Origin of the sequence: Methylobacterium sp. B1 (genome assembly GCF_000333255.1) — a bacterium.
GTDB lineage: Bacteria > Pseudomonadota > Alphaproteobacteria > Rhizobiales > Beijerinckiaceae > Methylobacterium > Methylobacterium fujisawaense.
On sequence record NZ_BACT01001062.1, the window covers coordinates 1 to 2,751 of the forward strand.

Consider the following 2,751-nt stretch of genomic DNA (forward strand, 5'->3'; position numbering starts at 1 on the left):
GTCGGGGGACAGCCTCCAGGCCGCGGCGGCCGCCAAGGGCCTGCTCTACGGCTGCGAGGTCCCGTTCCACCGCTTCGATTCGACGCCCGCCTACCGGCAGGCGGTGGCGCGGGAATGCGGCATCCTCGTCTGCGGCACCGAGATGAAGATGGAGGAGGTCCTGCCCGCGCCCGGCAAGACCGACTTCGCCCGCGGCGACGCGATCCTGCGCTTCGCGCGGGGAAACGGCCAGCGCATGCGCGGCCACACCCTCGTCTGGCACGCGGCGCTGCCGCCCTGGGTCGGCCCGCTGCTCGGCCGGGCGAGCGCCGTCCAGGCCGAGGATTTCATGCGGCGCTGGATCGAGACGGTGGCCGGCCACTACCGGGGCCAGATCGTCGCCTGGGACGTGGTCAACGAGATCTTCGGCAACGAGGCCGATCCCGACCGCGGCGGGGGCCTGCGCGACTCGCCCTGGCTCGCCGCGATCGGCCCCGGCTACGTCGATCTCGCGTTCCGGATCCTGCACGAGACCGACCCGGCGGCCGCCGGCACCTGGAACGAGGACGCGGTGGAGCAGGGCGTGCCCTGGATGGAGGCCAAGCGCACCAAGGTCCTGCGCCGCCTGGAGGCGATGCGGTCCCGCGGCGTGCCGATCCGGCGCTTCGGGCTTCAATCGCACCTCACCAGCACGATCCCGATCGACCAGGGCCAGCTGCGGCGCTTCCTCCGGGAGATCGGCCAGATGGGGCTCGGCATCGCGATCACCGAACTCGACATCGACGACCGCGCCTTCCCGTCCGACGTGGCGACCCGCGACCGGAAGGTGGCCGATTACGCCCGGCGCTACCTCGACGTGGTGCTGGACGAGCCCGCCTGCCTCGACGTCCTGACCTGGGACATCTACGACCCCGACACGTGGCTGAACGACCATCCCTACCGCAAGCGGCCGGATGGCCTGCCGCAGCGGGCCCTCCCCCTCGACGCGCAGTTCCGGCGCAAGCCCCTGTGGCACGCCATGAAGGCGGCCTTCGAGGCCGCGCCGGATCACAAAGCCGCCCGCGAGACGCTCAGGCGGGCGTGACGCCGGCCCGGCGCCCGTCCTCGGCCAGGCTCGGCTCGGGCGGCCGGTCCGCGAGAAGCCGGCGGCGAAGGCGCGCGCAGGGGCGCTCGACGACCGCGTACATCCCCCAGCACCACAGCAGCGTCACCGGGAACGCCGCCAGCATCAGCCCGACGCCGTGCAGCCCGGGCCTCACGTGCAGCACCAGCGCAACCACGGTCATGTGTGCGAGGTAGAAGCTGTAGGACCACAGCCCGAGCTGGCGCATCGGCCGGCTGGCGAGCAGCCGGACCATAGGCCCCTCGCCGTGCAGCAGGTACGCGAAGGGCACGAACAGGGCGGCGCTCTGGAGCGTGTAGCGCAGGCTCTCCCGGAAGGCGGGCTCGCGGACCGCCAGGGTTCCGAGGATCACCGCGAGGCTGGCCGCGACGTGCCAGGCCGTGGGGCGCCACGCCCGGTCGGCCGGGACCACCGGGTTGTTCCACAACCCGAGGCAGCAGCCGAACAGGATCGCGTCGATCCGCGTGTGGGTCCAGCTGTAGTTCAGGCTGTAATCCGGCAGCCGCCAGACGTTCTCGAACCGGATCGCCAGCACCACCGCGCAGAGCCCCAGGCAGGCCAGAGCCGCACGGCGCGGCCGGAGGCGCCCGAGACAGAGCACGAAGGCCAGCGGGAAGACGAGGTAGAAGTGCTCCTCGATGGCGAGGCTCCACAGCGGCACCGGCAGCACTGCCTCGGTGCCGAACAGGCCGGGATAGTTGGTCAGGAACGTCGCCTGTCCGAGGATCGCCGCCGGTTCGACGTGCATCCAGTCCAGCCATCCCGCCCCGTAGAGGGCGCCGGAGGCGAGCAGGGTCAGGTACATCGGGGGCAGGATGCGCAGGCTGCGCCGGAGGTAGAAGGCCGGGAGCGACACCGCGCCCGTCTGCGCCCGCTCGATCCGCAGGAGCGTGGTGATCAGGTAGCCGCTGAGGAAGAAGAAGACGGTGACGCCGAAGCCGCCCGGCACAACGTGGCTGTAGCCGCAATGGGCCGCGAACACGATCAGGATGGCGAGCGCCCGCACCCCGTCGAGCTGAGGCAGGTAGGGCATCGTCTTCGGGACCAGAAACCCGGAATCCGGCATGGCGGAGGTCGATCTCCTGTCGCGTCAGGGGCCCAGCATAAGCGCCCTTTCCGTGCGGACGGACATCCGCACGGCACGCTGAGCGGCTGGACCAGTGTCCGGATGGTGAATCCGGGACTCAAGGCCCCGGCAACACCGGAGGAGATTGGTAACCACGGCCGTCCATGATCCTGCCCGACCGCCCTGTCTCGGGCGCCGTCGGGAGTGTTGCGTATGGTCCCGGTCCCGCCCCGCCGTCACGCCCGCCCGCACGCCGCCCTGGGCGCGGGCCTGTCGCTGCTGGCGCTCCTCGGCGCACCAGCCGTGGCCCTGGCGCAGGGTGCCGGCGCGGTGCAGGGCAGCCCGGTGCCGCCGCTCGCCGTGCCGGTCGCGGTGCCGCCCGCCGCCACAGGGGAGGCCGCGAAGGGCCAGGAGCCCCGGATGCCGGAGGCGAAGGGTGAGGCGAAGGGCACGGCCGGCAAGGCGGCGGATGCCAAGCGCCCTGAAACCAAGCCGGCCGAGCCGCGCCGGAGCCTGTCCCGGCGCAGGGGAAGGCGCAGGATGCCCAGGCCCAGGATGCCAAATCCCCGGACAACAAGGCTCA

Annotated in this window: 2 protein-coding genes and 1 pseudogene; 2 read left to right on the top strand and 1 reads right to left on the bottom strand. The window is 72.2% G+C overall.

Going from position 1 to position 2,751, the window contains the following annotated elements; translation table 11 throughout:
- Positions 1-1,063 (top strand): endo-1,4-beta-xylanase (locus tag I53_RS29505; RefSeq protein WP_043357826.1); only part of this gene is annotated, 1,063 nt, incomplete at its 5' end.
- Here the strand turns inward: I53_RS29505 and I53_RS29510 are convergent.
- A complete protein-coding gene (locus I53_RS29510) occupies positions 1,050-2,168 on the bottom strand; it encodes an acyltransferase (protein ID WP_043357829.1) in 1,119 nt (372 codons plus the stop codon). The genes I53_RS29505 and I53_RS29510 overlap by 14 nt on opposite strands.
- Positions 2,169-2,381: 213 nt before the next feature.
- On the opposite strand from I53_RS29510, the pseudogene I53_RS32050 reads away from it, so the two are divergent.
- A pseudogene (locus tag I53_RS32050) lies at positions 2,382-2,751 on the top strand (hypothetical protein); the annotation flags it as partial.

Bases quoted from the DNA above. Each gene is read 5' to 3' on its own strand.
- I53_RS29510 (WP_043357829.1), bottom strand. From the start codon at position 2,168: ATGCCGGATTCCGGGTTTCTGGTCCCGAAGACGATGCCCTACCTGCCT.